Raw genomic sequence first — 14,799 nt, forward strand, 5'->3', positions numbered from 1 at the left:
CACACCATGCCTCCGTCCATCTCGGGACCCCTCCTGCACCTGATGGCACGTCCTCGCGACGACCGCGGTGATGTGCCCGGCTGGGTGATGGTCACCCTGATGACCGCGATCGTCATCGCCGGCCTGACGCCCTTCGTCGGGGACGAGCTGCGAGGGCTGCTCGAGCGCGCGTTCTCGATGGTGAGCGGATAGGGACGTGCCCCGTCCCGCTCGTGTCGACGAGCGCGGATCGGCCGTGGTCGACTTCGTCCTGGTCCTGCTGGTCCTGCTCCCGCTGGTGGTCGGCATCCTGCAGCTCGCGCTGGTGCTGCACGTGCGCAACACCCTCGCCTCTGCTGCGGCCGAGGGCGCCCGCCACGCTGCGGTCGCGGGCTCGTCCGCGCCCGCCGGCCAGGCCAAGGTCGACGAGCTCGTCGACGGTGCGCTCTCGGAGGACTTCGTCCGCTCCGTCACGGTGCGGCCGGCGGTGGTGGGGGGAGCACCCGGCTACGAGGCGGTGGTCGAGGCCGACATCGGACTGCTCGGGTTGAAGGCGCTGGGCGGCGTACGGGTCCGCGTCGAGGGCCACGCGATCGCCGAGCAGGCGGCGGGAGGTCCGCCGTGAGTCGCCGCCGTGACGAGGAGGGGTCCGCGCTCGTCGAGCTCAGCTGGCTCGCGATCATCCTGCTGGTCCCGCTGATCTGGATCGTGATCTCCGTGTTCGAGGTGCAGCAGGGCGCGTTCGCCACGAGTGCCGCCGCTCGCGCGGCGGGCCGGGCGTACGCCCTCGCCCCCGACGACGCGACCGGCGCGGCACGTGCCGACGCCGTCGTACGCCAGGTCCTCGCCGACCAGGGCACCCCCGGCCAGCAGGCGAAGGTGACGATCAGCTGCGACGCCCCGGGCGACAGCTGCCATGTCGGCACGTCGGTCATCACCGTCCGCGTCGAGTCCGGGGTCGACCTGCCGTTCTTCCCGTCGATCTTCGACAAGGGTGCGGCGAGCTTCTCCCTCCACGCCACCCACACGGTGCCGATCGGGCAGTACGTCGAGAGCGCGCCCGAGGACGGCGAGGACCCCGGCGAGGATCCCGACGAGGACGGCGAGCGGTGAGGCGCGACGAGCAGGGCCAGGTGACTCTGCTGATCATGGGCTTCGCGAGCATCCTGCTGATGGCGATCGTGGCCGTCATCGACGCCTCCGCGGCCTACCTCCAGCGCCAGGGGCTCGACAACCTCGCCGACGGCGCCGCCCTCTACGGCGCCGACCTCGGCTCGGCCGGCATCTACGAGCAGGGCCTCGACGGCGAGCGGCTCACCCAGCAGGAGGCCGCGGTCGAGGCCGCGGTCCGCGACTACCTCGTACGCTCCGGCGCCCCCGCCAAGTACCCCGGGATCGACGTCGGCGTGCGCGTGGACCCGGTCAACCGCTCTGTCACCGTACGGCTCAGCGCACCGCTCGAGCTGCCCCTGAAGATCCCCGGATCGCCGAGCGACCCGATGGTCGGCGCCAGCAGCACCGCCGCGGTGACGGTCCAGCCCGGCTGAGTAGTCCGCCGACGGGGTCGTGAGCTCTCATGGCCCCTCCGCCGGCACCGCTTCGCTGGCCCAGCTCACGCCAGGTGACGGTGCACGAACGCGACCACGTCGTCGAGGACCGCGTCCTGGTTGGTCTCGTTGAAGATCTCGTGCCGGGCGCCGGGGTACGCCTTCTCCTCAGCGGCCTCGCCGGCGAGTCCGGGCCAGCCGGACTGCGACCCGGCGTAGGGGACGAGCTGGTCGTCGGCGCCGTGCAACCACAGGACAGGGACGCGGAGCCGGCCGCCGTCGCGGATGGCGTCGAGGCAGCCGGCGAGCGCCTTCACAGTCGGCTTCTTGAAGGGTCCGTGCCAGACGAGCTCGTCGGCGACGTATGCCTCGCCGACCGCCGGGTCGCGAGACAGCGTGCTCGGGTCGATCGGGGCGTCGGGCATCTCCTCCAGCTGCAGCAGCGCGTCGAGTGCGGCCCACTGCCCGACGACCGGGCCGGAGAGCACGACGCACGCCAGCCCGTCGCCGTACCGCTGTGCGTAGCGGGCGGCGATCATCCCGCCCATCGAGTGCCCGACCAGCACCACTGGTAGGCCGGGGTGCTCGTGCACCGCGCGCTGCCGGAGCAGGTGGAAGTCGTCGACGACCGGCTCGAAGTCGGTGACCAGCACCCGTTCGCCCTCGCTGCGGCCGTGGCCGACGTGGTCCTGCCCGTACACCACGGCGCCGTCGTGGTTCAGGCGCGCGGCCACGTGCTCGTAGCGGCCGATGTGCTCGCCGTAGCCGTGGCACAGGAGCACGACGTACGACGGCTGCCCCTGTGGCGCCCAGCGGCATCCGTGCAACGACCCGGCGTGCCCGTCCAGCGTGAAGATGTCCATGCCTCATGCAACCACGCCGGCGTCCTCGACCTCTTGAACTCCTGAGCCCGGCCGGGCGGGCAGCCGCACGTGACGGTCGCCACCACCTCCCCACCCGATGAGATGAGGCATGGGGGACTACGGGCGGGTCGCCGGTAGCGTCATGGCATGACCGAGACCTGGCCCGGCACTGCCTACCCCCTGGGTGCCACCTTCGACGGCACCGGCACCAACTTCGCGCTGTTCAGCGAGGTCGCCGAGCGCGTCGAGCTGTGCCTGTTCGACCCCGACCCGGACAACCCCGGCGCGTTCGTGGAGACGAAGCTCGAGGTCACCGAGGTCGACGCCTACGTGTGGCACTGCTACATCGCGACCGTGCAGCCCGGCCAGCGCTACGGCTACCGCGTCCACGGCCCGTGGGACCCGACCCAGGGCCTGCGCTGCAACCCCAACAAGCTGGTCCTCGACCCCTACGCCAAGGCCACGGCCGGCGACATCGACTGGGACCAGTCGCTGTTCGCCTACGACTTCGGCGACGAGGACTCCCGCAACGACGACGACTCCGCCGCGCACATGACGCACGGCGTCGTCATCAACCCGTTCTTCGACTGGGAGGGCGACCGCCGCCTCTCCATCCCCTACAACGAGTCCTTCATCTACGAGGCGCACGTCAAGGGCCTCACCCAGCTGCACCCCGACGTGCCGGAGGAGCAGCGCGGGACGTACGCCGGCCTGGCGCACCCCTCGATCACCGCGCACCTCAAGAAGCTCGGCGTCACCGCGATCGAGCTGATGCCGGTGCACCAGTTCGTGCAGGACTCGACCCTGCTCGACCAGGGCCTGCGCAACTACTGGGGCTACAACACCTTGGCCTTCATGGCCCCGCACGCCGACTACGCGACGAGCCAGCAGGGCCAGCAGGTCCAGGAGTTCAAGGGGATGGTCAAGGCGATGCACGCCGCCGGCATCGAGGTCATCCTCGACGTGGTCTACAACCACACCGCCGAGGGCAACCACCTCGGCCCGACGCTGAGCTTCAAGGGCATCGACAACGCGGCCTACTACCGCCTCGTCGAGGACGACCAGCGCTACTACATGGACTACACCGGCACCGGCAACACCCTCAACGTGCGCCACCCGCACTCGGTCCAGCTGATCATGGACTCCCTGCGCTACTGGGTCACGGAGATGCATGTCGACGGCTTCCGCTTCGACCTCGCCGCCACGCTGGCCCGCGAGTTCTACGACGTCGACAAGCTCTCCACCTTCTTCGAGATGGTGCAGCAGGACCCGGTCGTGAGCCAGGTCAAGCTGATCGCCGAGCCGTGGGACATCGGCCCCGGCGGCTACCAGGTCGGCGGCTTCCCGCCGCAGTGGACCGAGTGGAACGGCGCCTACCGCGACACCGTGCGCGACTTCTGGCGCGGCGAGCCGTCGCTGGGCGAGTTCGCCTCACGGCTCTCCGGGTCCTCCGACCTCTACGAGCACTCGGGTCGACGGCCCTTCGCCAGCATCAACTTCGTCACCGCCCACGACGGCTTCACGCTGCGCGACCTCGTGTCCTACAACGAGAAGCACAACGAGGCCAACGGCGAGGACAACAACGACGGTGAGAGCCACAACCGCTCGTGGAACCACGGCGTCGAGGGTCCGACCGAGGACCCCGAGATCCTCGGGGCGCGGGCGCGCGAGCAGCGCAACTTCATCGCGACGCTGCTGCTGAGCCAGGGCGTGCCGATGCTGCTCCACGGCGACGAGCTGAGCCGCACGCAGAACGGCAACAACAACACCTACGCCCAGGACAGCGAGATCAGCTGGGTGCACTGGGACGACGCCGACAAGCCGCTCATCGAGTTCACCGCGGCGGTCGCCAAGCTGCGCGCCGACCACCCGACCTTCCGCCGCAAGCGGTTCTTCACCGGCAACACCGTGCGTACGGGCGACGGCGAGCGCCTTAACGACATCGTCTGGCTCGACCTCGACGGCGAGCCGATGGAGGACGGCGACTGGGAGGGCGGCAAGGCCATCGGGATGTACCTCAACGGCCACGGCATCGCCGGCAAGGACGCCCGCGGCGGCACCCTCACCGACGACCACTTCCTGCTCTACTTCAACGCCGACGGGCCTGCGCAGGTGACCCTGCCGACCGCGGAGTACGCCGCCGCCTGGGACGTCGTCATCGACACCAGCGGCAACCCCGACGCCGACCCGACGCTCGAGGCCGGGGGGACGTTCGACCTCGACACGCACAGCCTCGTCGTGCTCCGCGAGCACGCCGAGCCCGAGGCCAGCCCCGACCACTCCGTGGCGGCATCACTCGCGGCCCGCTCGGGTACGGACGTGTCGTGACCGACTCCGACTCCGCCAGACCAGACGTACGCACACCGGTCAGCACCTACCGCCTGCAGGTCAGCCCCGACTTCGACCTGTACGCCGCGGCTCGGGTGCTGCCCTACCTGCACGACCTCGGCGTCGACTGGGTCTACCTCTCGCCGCTGCTGGCCTCCGAGCCGGGCAGCACGCACGGCTACGACGTGGTCGCCTTCGACCACGTCGACCCCGAGCGCGGCGGTGAGGAGGGTCTCGCCGCCCTCTCGGCCGAGGCGCGCCGCCTCGGCATGGGGGTGCTCGTCGACATCGTCCCCAACCACGTCGGCGTCGCGACGCCGTCGGAGGACCCCTGGTGGTGGGACGTCCTCAAGCTCGGGCGCGAGTCGGAGCACGCGACCGCCTTCGACGTCGACTGGGCCGCCGGCGACGGCCGCATCCTGATCCCGGTGATCGGGGACGACGACGAGGGCTCGATCCGGATCGTCAAGCCGGGCAAGGGGGAGGGTGAGGTCCGCTACCACGACCAGCGCTTCCCGCTCGCTCCCGGCACCTCGACGCTCGAGGAGCAGCACTACGAGCTCGTCAGCTGGCGCGCGGCCGACGACGACCTCAACTACCGTCGGTTCTTCGCGGTCAACACCCTCGCCGCCGTACGCGTCGAGGACCCCGAGGTGTTCGCCGAGACCCACGTCGAGATCAAGCGGTGGTTCGACGAGGGCCTCGTCGACGGGCTGCGCGTCGACCACCCCGACGGCCTGCGCGACCCCAAGCGCTACCTCGACGACCTCGCCGCCCTCACCGGCGGCGCGTACGTGCTCGTCGAGAAGATCCTCGAGACGGGCGAGCACCTGCCGACCGACTGGGCGACCGCGGGCACGACGGGCTACGACGCCCTCGCCCTCATCGACCGAGTCCTGACGGACCCGGCCGGCGAGGCCCCGCTGACCGCGCTGGAGGACCGGCTGGGCGGCACGCCGGTCGACTGGGAGCAGATGGTCCACGACAACAAGCGCGCCGTCGCCGACGGGATCCTGCACTCCGAGGTCCTCCGGATCACCCGCGAGGTGGAGCGCGTGCTCGACTCGCGCGAGGAGACGGCCGACGAGGACGCCGTCGCCGACGCGGTGGCCGAGCTCCTCGCGTGCTTCCCGGTCTACCGCTCCTACCTCCCCGAGGGCCGCGACCACCTCGACCAGGCCTTCGCACGTGCGCGCGAGCACCGTCCGGACCTCGCCGACACGTACGCCGTGCTCGAGCCGCTGCTCCACGACGAATGGGGCCAGCCGGCCCGCCGCTTCCAGCAGACCTCGGGCATGGTGATGGCCAAGGGCGTGGAGGACTGCTCGTTCTACCGCTGGTCCCGGCTCACCTCCCTCAACGAGGTCGGCGGCGACCCGTCGATGTTCGCGATCGGCATCGACGACTTCCACGACGCGATGGCCGCGCGCCAGCGCGACTGGCCCGACGCGATGGTGACCCTGTCGACCCACGACACCAAGCGCGGCGAGGACGTCCGCGCCCGCATCACCGTGCTGGCCGAGGAGCCGGGGCACTGGGAGCAGGCGATCGACGAGCTGCTCCGGCTCGCCCCGGTGCCCGACGAGGGCTTCGGTTCGCTGCTCTGGCAGGCGGTGCTCGGTGCGTGGACGCCCGACCACCTGCCCGACCTGCGCGACCGTCTGCACGGCTATGCCGAGAAGGCGATGCGCGAGGCCGGTGACCGCACGACGTGGACCGAGCCCGACGAGGCGTACGAGTCGCAGGTGCACGCGGCGGTCGACGCGGTCTTCGACTCCGAGGACGTGCGGGCGGTGCTGACCGACCTGGCCACCCGCATCGACGCGCCCGCCCAGGCCAACTCGCTGGCCGCCAAGCTGCTCGCGATCACGATGCCCGGCGTGCCCGACGTCTACCAGGGCAGCGAGCTGTGGGAGACCTCCCTCGTCGACCCCGACAACCGGCGCCCGGTCGACTTCGACCACCGCGCCGCCGTGCTCGCCGGGACCGCCGAGGACGACGCCGCGACCAAGCTGCACGTCACCTGCACCGCGCTCACGCTGCGCCGTGAGCGGCCCGAGCTCTTCACGACGTACGCGCCCGTGCGCGCCACCGGGGCGGCCGCGGGCCACGCGGTCGCCTTCGACCGTGGCGGCGCCATCACCGTCACCACCCGCCTGCCCGTCGGGCTCGCGGCGGCCGGGGGATGGGGCGACACCGCGCTCGACCTGCCCGAGGGGCGCTGGCACGACCTGCTCACCGGGCTCGACACCGACGGCCGGCTCGCCGACCTGCTCGCCGCGCACCCGGTCGCCCTGCTGGTGAGGAAGGACTGATCGAGATGCGTGGTCCCTACGACGTCTGGGCCCCGCGGCCGCAGCGCGTCCGCCTGCAGCTCGGCGGCGAGGTCGTCGAGATGGTCCGCGGCGACGACGACTGGTGGACTCCCGCCGGGACGGTGCCCGCGGACGGGTCGGTCGACTACGGCTACCTCCTCGACGACGACCCCGACCCGCGCCCCGACCCCCGCTCACGCCGCCAGCCCGACGGCGTGCACGGGCTCTCGCGGCGCGACACCACTGCGTACGAGTGGGGCGACGTCGCGTGGACCGGTCGCCAGCTGGCCGGGTCGGTGGTCTACGAGCTGCACGTCGGCACGTTCACGCCCGAGGGCACCCTCGACTCCGCGATCGACCGTCTCGACGACCTCGTCGAGCTCGGCGTCGACCTCGTCGAGGTGATGCCGGTCAACGCCTTCAACGGCACGCACAACTGGGGCTACGACGGCGTCGCCTGGTTCGCCGTCGCCGAGCCGTACGGCGGCCCGGACGCCTACCGCCGTTTCGTCGACGCGTGCCACGCCACGGGCCTCGGGGTCGTGCAGGACGTCGTGCACAACCACCTCGGCCCCTCGGGCAACTACCTCCCGCTGTTCGGGCCCTACCTCAAGGCAGGCCGCAACACCTGGGGCGACCTGGTCAACCTCGACGGCGAGGGATCGGCCGAGGTGCGCCGCTACATCCTCGACAACGTGCGGATGTGGTTCGAGGACTTCCACGTCGACGCCCTGCGCCTCGACGCGGTGCACGCGCTCAGCGACACCTCCGAGGTGCACCTCCTCGAGGAGATGGCGATCGAGACGGCCGCCCTGTCGGCCCACCTGCGCCGCCCGCTCACCCTCGTCGCCGAGTCCGACCTCAACGACACCACGCTCGTACGCCCGCGCGAGGCCGGCGGGTACGGACTGGACGCCCAGTGGAGCGACGACTTCCACCACGCCGTGCACGTCGCGCTGAGCGGCGAGACGACCGGCTACTACGCGGACTTCGAGCCGCTCGAGGCGCTGGCCAAGGCGTGCGAGAAGGGCTTCTTCCACGACGGGACCTTCTCCTCGTTCCGCGACCGCGACCACGGCAAGCCGGTCGACACCGCGCACATGCCGACGTGGCGGCTCGTCGTCGCCAACCAGAACCACGACCAGGTCGGCAACCGTGCCCGCGGCGACCGGCTCGCCGAGCACCTCGATGACGACCAGCTCGCCTGCGCCGCGCTGCTCACCCTGGCCGGGCCGTTCACGCCGATGCTCTTCATGGGGGAGGAGTGGGCGGCCTCGACGCCGTTCGCGTTCTTCACCTCGCACCCCGAGCCCGAGCTCGGGAGGGCGACGGCCGAGGGTCGGATCGCGGAGTTCGAGAAGATGGGCTGGGACCCCGCCGAGGTCCTCGACCCGCAGGACCCCGACACCTTCCGCCGCTCGAGGCTCGACTGGGACGAGCGGTCCGAGGGGCGGCACGCGGTCGTGCTCGACTGCTACCGCCGGCTCGGCCGGCTGCGCCGTGAGCTGCCGCAGCTCACCGACCCGTCGTTCGGGTCGGTCTCCTGCACCGTCGAGGGCCGGGTCCTCACCATGCGGCGCGGCGACCTGCTGGTCGTGGTCAACACCGGTGAGGCGCCCGCGGAGGTGCAGGTCGGTGACCGCGAGGTGTTGTTCGAGACGCCGGCGGGAGTCGGCGTACGGGGTGGGACCGCGTCGGTGCCGGCCCACGCCGGCGCGCTCCTGCGCTGACCCACGACGAAGTTCCCGGAGAGGTCGGGCACTACGGCCCATCACGGACGAGCCGCGGCGGCAGAGGCTGGTGATGCAGCACGAGCGCGTCGCGGACCCGCTGTGGCGCGCACCAGAAGGGAGCTCGTCATGAATCGCATCGCCCGCGTCGCATGCGCCGCGGCCGCCGCCGTGGTGCTGGCGTCGCTGACGCCGATCGCCACTGCCTCACCCGCCCCGGACGTCGGGGCCCGCCGGTCCGCCGCTCCGGCCTACCAGGTCGTCGCGAGGATCGACAAGTCCGAGGTGATCGCCGGGGAGGACACCGTCCGCATCACCGGCAAGGTCAGGCCCCGGGCGGCCGGCCAGAAGGTCATCCTGCAGCAGCGCCCCGAGGCGTCGAAGCGCTGGAGGAAGTCCGGCACCGCCACGATCAAGCCCAGCGGCAGGTTCGTGCTGAAGGACGAGCCCAGCAAGGCGGGCGTGCGGTACTACCGCGTCGTGAAGCCGGCATCGGACGGGATGAAGGCCGGCACGAGCCGCGAGCTCCGGCTCGAGGTGTGGGGCTGGACGCCCCTGACCTGGTGGCCCGCCGGTGCCAACTCGGGCGTCTCCCTCGGCTACGACACCACCTTCGGCACCGAGCCCTACGACAACAGCGTCCTGCTGCGTACGGCAGGCACGCCGGGCTACGTCGAGTACACCCTCGGCAGGAAGGTGCGCGCCCTGCGCGCGACCTACGCGCTGACCGACGACTCCGCCACCGGCGCCTCTGGCTCCGTCACGGTCCTGGTCGACGGGGTGCGTGTGGTGACCCACGCACTGACGACGGGCGCCATCACCAAGGACCACGTCGTCGACCTCACCGATGCCTTCCGAGTCCGGTTCGACATGAGCGCGACGGCCTCGCCGGCCGGCCGGGCCGCCGTCGGCACCCCCGAGGTGCTCTACCTGCCGTGAGGCGTCGGAGCTCCAGTCGGCGGATCCTCGGGGATCCGCCGACAACTCATGCCCGACCGCCCACGATCGCTCAGACGCCTTCCTGCACCTGGTAGATCCGGTCGGCGACGAGTCCGTGCGCCTCGCGGTGCACCGTGTGGGCGGCCTCCGCCGTGGGTGCCTCGACGAGGCAGAAGATCTGGCCCTCCGCCTCGTCGACCCAGTAGCGCTGGTAGCTGACGTCGTGCGCGCCCTGGGTGGCGAGGTCGGCCTGGTGGGCCTTGGCGACGTCGTCCATCGTGACGCCGTCGCCGAGGGTGTGGACGTCCATGAAGAGAGGCATGGCGGGTTCCTTTCGAAGAGTCGTGCTGACCTCTCCAGTGGACGCCTCGCAGGTGTCGAAGCTCATCGGTAGTGGCTACCCAGGTCTGAGCTCGTGCCGACTACCTACTCCGGCCTTGGCCAGGATGGCGGCCACGTGGTGCTCGGCGGTGCGTCGCGAGATGACCAGCGTCTCCGCGACGGCCGCGTCGCTGAGCCCACGCACGACGAGCTCGAGCACCTCCTGCTCACGCGGGGTCAGGCCGTACGGGTGGCTGCTCGCCCGCGTGGCACGTGGCACGCGGGCCCCCATCGCCTGCAGGGTCGCCCTCGCCCGCGCGCCCGCAGCCGTGGTGCCGAGCCGGTCGAAGATCCCGACCGCCTCGGTGAGCAGCTGGGCGTCCCCGCTGCGGGCCAGCGCGAGCCCTTGCTCGAACGGAGAGGAGACGCTGGCCCAGTACGCCGCGGCGTCGGCCCAGCGGTGCGCCCGCTCGAGCGCGTAGGGCAGGGCGAGCGGAGTGCCGGCGTCGACGTCGGCGGGGAGCCAGGTGGCGACCTCGCCGCGATGCCACGGGCAGTCCACGTCGACCACGTGCGGCCAGGCCTCGGTGGCGATGCGGGCGCTGGCGGCGTCGTCGCCGGCGATCCAGGCCGCCTCGCTCCTCGCCGACGCCGTCGGCCCGACCCGCTGGGCCTCGTTCATCGCCTCGGACAGCTCGATCGCCCGGGCGAACGCGTCGTCCGCGGACCCGGTGCCGGTGCGGACGTCGAGGAGTGCGACGACGAGCAGCGGCTCGAGGAACCCGACCGCGCTGGCACCGCCGCGCATCACCTCGGCCGCGTCGGCGCGTGCCCTCGCCTCCTCGCCACGGTCGAGGTGGAAGCGCGAGCGCAGGGCGAGGAGATAGCTCGTCCAGGAGTCGAGGTCGCGGTCGGTGCAGTAGGTGATGCCCTCGTCCAGCCAGCGCTCGGCGTCGGCGTGCCGCCGCTGGACCACCGCACTGGAGCCGAGGTTGCAGTAGGCGCGGGCCGCGTGCTCCTGGAGGTTCGCGGCCCGCGCACCGACGAGCGACTCCTCCAGCATCCGAAGACCGGCGTCGAAGTCGCCGGCGGCGACCTCGATGGTGCCGAGGTTGTTGAGCGCGTGCACGCGGACCTCAGCGTGACCACGGCTCGCCGGCAGCGCATCGAGCACGGCGAGGGTCCGCGCGCCCCAGTCGCGGGTGGGAGCGAGCCGGGTCTCCAGCATCGAGAGTCCGGCGCGGTTGCTGAGTGCCATCGCCTGCTCGACCGAGCCGGTGCCCTCGAGCAGCTCGACGGCGCGGTCTGCATAGGCCCGGGCCTCGTCGTTGCGGCCCGCGAACCAGTGCAGCCGCGACCCGCACCGCCACGCGTCGCCGACGCGCAACGCCTCGCCGAGCCCGTCCCACAGCTCACGCGCGCGCCCGACGGCCTCGATCGACTCCCCGATCCGGTTGGTCAGGTAGTACTCGTAGCCGAGGTCCCACAGCAGCTGGGCCCGCTCGCCGGCCGGCAGGTCGCCGGCGTGGCGCAGCGCGCGCTCGTACTGGCTGGACGCCTCACGGTGGGCGCCGAGAACAGCTGCGCCCGCGGCCGCTGCCCGGGCATGGACGAGCACGGCTGCTCCGTCCCCGGAGGCCTCGGCGTGGTGGGCGAGCCGGGAGGGGTCGGCGCCGCGCTCGGTGAGGGCGGCCAGGAGCCGGCGGTGCAGGTGCACCGCGCGACCGGCCGGGACCTCGCCGACGACCGCGAGGCGGGCGAGCTCGTGGCGGAAGAGCACGTCGTCGCCGGAGCGTCGGAGCAGGCCGCGCCTGAGCGGCTCGTCGAGCGCAGTCAGACCGCCACGCAGGAGGCCCGCGACCAGGTCGGCCTCCGCGCGAGAACCGGCTAGCGCCACCAGCTCGAGCGCCCGCTGTCCGTCCTCGCCGAGCCGGGCCACCCGGGCGAGCACCGCATCGCGCACCGTCTGCGGGAGACCGGATGACGCGAGCACCTCGGTCACGAAGAAGGGGTTTCCCCCCGTCACGGCATGCAGGTCGGCGACGTCCTCGACCCCGCGCTCAGCGGCCAGCCGGGCGACCCCCTCGACGGTGAGCGGGGACAGGTCGATCCTCCGGGTGCCCGTGGCCGACGCGGTGTCGCCGAGGAGAACTCGAAGCCCGTCGCCGGGGACGGTGTCCTCCGGCCGGTAGGTCACCACGACGAGCGTGGAGCAGCCGTGGACCCGACGGGCGAGGTGACGGACCAGGTCGAGGGTCGCTTCGTCCGCCCAGTGCGCGTCCTCGATGACCAGGAGGTACGGCGTGCCGCCGGGCGGGCGCCGCAGCGCCCCCAGGACGTTGGCGAACACCTGGGAGCGGGAAGCGTCCTCGGGCCAGGTGCCGGCCGGCAGGTCCGCGAGCATGTCGACGAGCGGCCCGAGCGGTGGTGGCGTCGCGGACCCGTCGCACCACCCCGTCGCGACGAGTGCGTCCGCGCCGGCAGCCAGCTCCTCGACGAATGCGGTCTTGCCGACGCCGGCCTCGCCGCCGACGAAGACGAGACGACCGTGGCCAGCGGCCGCATCGGCGAGGTAACCGCCCGCAGCGCGCAGCTGCTCGTCGCGCTCCAGGAGCGTCATGGGCCGATGCTAGGTCCACCCGGGGCGGCCGGAGAAGGTCCGCAACCCGTCACAACTTTCTTGCACTCGGTGCCGTCTCCCATGTGAACGGCCCGCACCAGGGCCCACACGACGGGGAAGAACCCATGAACCGCATCACCGCACTCGCCGCGACCGTGGCCCTCGCCGCCGGCTCGCTGGCGCTCACCGCGCCGACCCAGGCCGCCCCCGCGCGCGCCTACAAGGTCACCGCCAAGGCCAACCTGGACGTCGCCGTCGCCAAGGAGGACACGGTCAAGGTCCGCGGCCGCGTCACGCCCAAGGCCGCCGGCGAGAAGGTCGTCCTCCAGCAGCGTGTCGGCAACAAGAAGACGTGGAAGGTCACCGGCAAGACGAAGGTCAAGAGCAACGGCACGTACGTCCTCAAGGACAAGCCGTCGACGCCGGGGGCGCGCGAGTACCGCGTGCTCAAGCCGGGCAGCAACGGCATCAAGAAGGGCTTCAGCAAGCCCGTCGAGGTGCAGGTCTACCGCTGGGAGAAGCTCATCAACCGGCCTGCCGGCCCGAGCGTGAACCTCGAACCGGCATACGTCTACATCGGCGCCGAGGCCTACCCCTCGAGCCTCGCGACCACCACGTCCGGCACGCCGTCGTCGATCGAGTACACGCTCGGCCGCAAGTGCACCGACCTGCGGGCGACGTACGCCCTCACCGACAGCTCGGCCACCGGCTCCAGCGGTGCCGTCACGGTGACCGCCGACGGTGCCGTGCTCGCCGCGCACCCGCTCGCGGTCGGCACGATCGTCGCGGACGAGGTCCTCGACGTGACCGACGTCTTCCGCCTCAAGCTCGACCTCTCCACCACCGCCACGCCCGCCGCCGTCGCCGCGGTGGCCACGCCGGAGGTGCTCTGCACGCGCTGACGCGCACCCAGTCCGGCAGCGGCGGGCACGACCGGGGTTACAGGCCCCCGGGAGTGCTCGCCGCTGCTGCCGTGCCCGCTCTTTCGACACCTTTCCCGCGCGAGCCGTACTGTTGCTCCTTGTGGCAGGCATCGACTTCGACCAAGAGATCAAGCAGCTCCAGGCGACCATGAAGACCATCGGTCAGGTCCTCGACCTCGACAAGATGCGCGACGAGATCGCCGACCTGGGCGAGCAGGTCGCCGCCCCGGACCTCTGGGACGACGTCGCCAGCGCGACCCGCATCACCGGCCGGCTGTCCGCCCTCCAGGGCGAGATGGACCGCTTCACCGGCCTCGAGTCCCGCATCGAGGACCTCGGCCTGATGGTCGAGATGGCGCAGGACGAGGGCGACGCCGACTCGCTCGCCGACTCCGAGCGCGAGCTCGCCCGCATCAAGAAGTCCGTGGAGTCGCTCGAGATCCGCACCCTGCTCTCCGGCGAGTACGACGAGCGCGAGGCCATCGTGTCGATCCGCTCCGGCGCCGGTGGCGTCGACGCCGCCGACTTCGCCGAGATGCTGATGCGGATGTACACGCGCTGGGCCGAGCAGCACAAGTACGGCGTCGAGGTCTACGAGGTGTCCTACGCCGAGGAGGCGGGCATCAAGTCCGCCGAGTTCGCGATCCACGCACCCTATGCCTACGGCACGCTCTCGGTGGAGGCCGGGACCCACCGCCTGGTGCGGATCAGCCCGTTCGACAACCAGGGCCGGCGCCAGACGTCGTTCGCCGCCGTCGAGGTGGTGCCCATGCTCGAGCAGACCGACGAGATCGAGGTCGACGAGAACGACATCCGCACCGACGTGTTCCGCTCCGGCGGTCCCGGCGGCCAGTCGGTCAACACGACCGACTCGGCGGTCCGCCTCACGCACATCCCGACCGGCATCGTCGTGTCCTGCCAGAACGAGAAGTCGCAGCTGCAGAACAAGGCGTCGGCGATGGTCGTGCTCAAGGCCAAGCTGCTGGCGAAGAAGAAGGAAGAGGAAGCCGCGCTCAAGAAGGACCTCAAGGGCGACGTCGCCGCCAGCTGGGGCGACCAGATGCGCAACTACGTCCTCAACCCCTACCAGATCGTCAAGGACCTGCGGACCGGTCACGAGTCCGGCAACCCCAGCGCCGTGTTCGACGGCGACCTCGACGACTTCATGGAGGCCGGCATCCGCTGGCGCCGGGGAGCCGAGAAGGTCGACGCCTGACGCGTCGGTCAACGCGCC

At 71.7% G+C, this 14,799-nt stretch carries 13 protein-coding genes; 10 read left to right on the plus strand and 3 right to left on the minus strand.

Annotated features, from left to right (window positions below):
- The first annotated feature begins 6 nt into the window (after positions 1–6).
- Genes AC57BS_RS05605 through AC57BS_RS05620 form a run of 4 tightly spaced genes read left to right on the plus strand, consistent with a single transcriptional unit; the run spans position 7 to position 1,526 of the window.
- The gene (locus tag AC57BS_RS05605) at positions 7–192 is read left to right on the plus strand and encodes a hypothetical protein (RefSeq protein WP_496410463.1); all 186 of its coding nucleotides are present in this window, start codon (positions 7–9) and stop codon (positions 190–192) included.
- Positions 193–196: 4 nt separating this feature from the next.
- A complete protein-coding gene (locus AC57BS_RS05610; RefSeq protein ID WP_496410464.1) occupies positions 197–604 on the plus strand; it encodes a TadE/TadG family type IV pilus assembly protein in 408 nt (135 codons plus the stop codon).
- Positions 601–1,092 (plus strand): hypothetical protein, encoded by a 492-nt coding sequence (locus AC57BS_RS05615; protein WP_496410465.1) that lies wholly within the window; start codon positions 601–603, stop codon positions 1,090–1,092. The genes AC57BS_RS05610 and AC57BS_RS05615 overlap by 4 nt, the downstream gene beginning before the upstream one ends.
- A gap of 20 nt (positions 1,093–1,112) precedes the next feature.
- Positions 1,113–1,526, plus strand: coding sequence for a pilus assembly protein TadG-related protein (locus AC57BS_RS05620; RefSeq protein WP_496410466.1), 414 nt, complete (start codon positions 1,113–1,115; stop codon positions 1,524–1,526).
- A gap of 65 nt (positions 1,527–1,591) precedes the next feature.
- On the opposite strand, the gene AC57BS_RS05625 is transcribed toward AC57BS_RS05620, so the two are convergent.
- Positions 1,592–2,389 carry an alpha/beta hydrolase gene (locus tag AC57BS_RS05625; RefSeq protein WP_496410467.1) on the minus strand — a complete coding sequence of 266 codons (798 nt, stop codon included), beginning with the start codon at positions 2,387–2,389 and terminating at the stop codon, positions 1,592–1,594.
- A 147-nt stretch (positions 2,390–2,536) separates the two neighbouring features.
- Between AC57BS_RS05625 and glgX the strand changes: the two genes are divergently transcribed.
- The 4 genes from glgX to AC57BS_RS05645 all read left to right on the plus strand — a co-directional run bounded on the left by glgX (position 2,537) and on the right by AC57BS_RS05645 (position 9,701).
- Positions 2,537–4,717: a glycogen debranching protein GlgX gene (gene glgX / locus AC57BS_RS05630; protein ID WP_496410468.1), complete on the plus strand. Its 2,181-nt coding sequence runs from the start codon at positions 2,537–2,539 to the stop codon at positions 4,715–4,717.
- Complete coding sequence (gene treY / locus AC57BS_RS05635) at positions 4,714–7,032, plus strand: malto-oligosyltrehalose synthase (protein ID WP_496410469.1); 2,319 nt, start codon at positions 4,714–4,716, stop codon at positions 7,030–7,032. Before glgX ends, treY begins: the two co-directional genes overlap by 4 nt.
- A gap of 5 nt (positions 7,033–7,037) precedes the next feature.
- Positions 7,038–8,762: a malto-oligosyltrehalose trehalohydrolase gene (gene treZ, locus AC57BS_RS05640; RefSeq protein ID WP_496410470.1), complete on the plus strand. Its 1,725-nt coding sequence runs from the start codon at positions 7,038–7,040 to the stop codon at positions 8,760–8,762.
- Between the two features lie 129 nt (positions 8,763–8,891).
- On the plus strand, positions 8,892–9,701 hold the full coding sequence (locus AC57BS_RS05645) for a hypothetical protein (RefSeq protein WP_496410471.1): 810 nt from the start codon (positions 8,892–8,894) through the stop codon (positions 9,699–9,701).
- Between the two features lie 70 nt (positions 9,702–9,771).
- On the opposite strand, the gene AC57BS_RS05650 is transcribed toward AC57BS_RS05645, so the two are convergent.
- Both AC57BS_RS05650 and AC57BS_RS05655 read right to left on the minus strand, forming a co-directional pair.
- Positions 9,772–10,023 (minus strand): DUF4242 domain-containing protein, encoded by a 252-nt coding sequence (locus AC57BS_RS05650; RefSeq protein WP_496410472.1) that lies wholly within the window; start codon positions 10,021–10,023, stop codon positions 9,772–9,774.
- Positions 10,024–10,098: 75 nt separating this feature from the next.
- Positions 10,099–12,642 carry an ATP-binding protein gene (locus AC57BS_RS05655; RefSeq protein WP_496410473.1) on the minus strand — a complete coding sequence of 848 codons (2,544 nt, stop codon included), beginning with the start codon at positions 12,640–12,642 and terminating at the stop codon, positions 10,099–10,101.
- A 125-nt stretch (positions 12,643–12,767) separates the two neighbouring features.
- On the opposite strand from AC57BS_RS05655, the gene AC57BS_RS05660 reads away from it, so the two are divergent.
- Together AC57BS_RS05660 and prfB are read left to right on the plus strand one after the other, a co-directional pair.
- Positions 12,768–13,544 (plus strand): hypothetical protein, encoded by a 777-nt coding sequence (locus AC57BS_RS05660; protein WP_496410474.1) that lies wholly within the window; start codon positions 12,768–12,770, stop codon positions 13,542–13,544.
- Between the two features lie 121 nt (positions 13,545–13,665).
- On the plus strand, positions 13,666–14,781 hold the full coding sequence (gene prfB, locus AC57BS_RS05665) for a peptide chain release factor 2 (RefSeq protein ID WP_496410475.1): 1,116 nt from the start codon (positions 13,666–13,668) through the stop codon (positions 14,779–14,781).
- Positions 14,782–14,799 lie beyond the last annotated feature (18 nt).

This window comes from Nocardioides sp. BGA-UO-ETr-FS32 (assembly GCF_059567905.1).